Source organism: Paraburkholderia sp. SIMBA_053, assembly GCF_046534895.1.
Lineage (GTDB): Bacteria > Pseudomonadota > Gammaproteobacteria > Burkholderiales > Burkholderiaceae > Paraburkholderia > Paraburkholderia caledonica.
Window position 1 is genome coordinate 1 of sequence record NZ_JAWRXU010000444.1, and the last position, 291, is coordinate 291.

General features: G+C 63.6%; 1 protein-coding gene. It reads right to left on the minus strand.

Annotation, left to right across the window (positions count from 1 at the left end):
• On the minus strand, positions 1-291 hold a 291-nt coding region (locus SB753_RS36350; RefSeq protein ID WP_410804956.1), incomplete at both ends, for a diguanylate cyclase domain-containing protein.

Consider the following 291-nt stretch of genomic DNA (forward strand, 5'->3'; position numbering starts at 1 on the left):
CGTGTCGAGCCACATGTACTCGGCGACCTTGCGGTTCATCTCCGCCGAGAACACGCGATGCGTGCGCTTGCCTTCGTCCTTGGCGACGTACATGGCGGTATCGGCCGAGCGGATCAGCGACTCCAGGTTGTCGCCGTGTTCCGGATAGCGCGCGATGCCGATCGAGCAGCCCGTATAGACTTCGACGAGCCCGAGGCTGAATGGCGTACGCATGCGTTCGAGGATGCGCTGCGCGGTCGCTTCCAGTTCGTGCGCCGTGCCTTTTGCCGCAAGCACGATGAACTCGTCGCC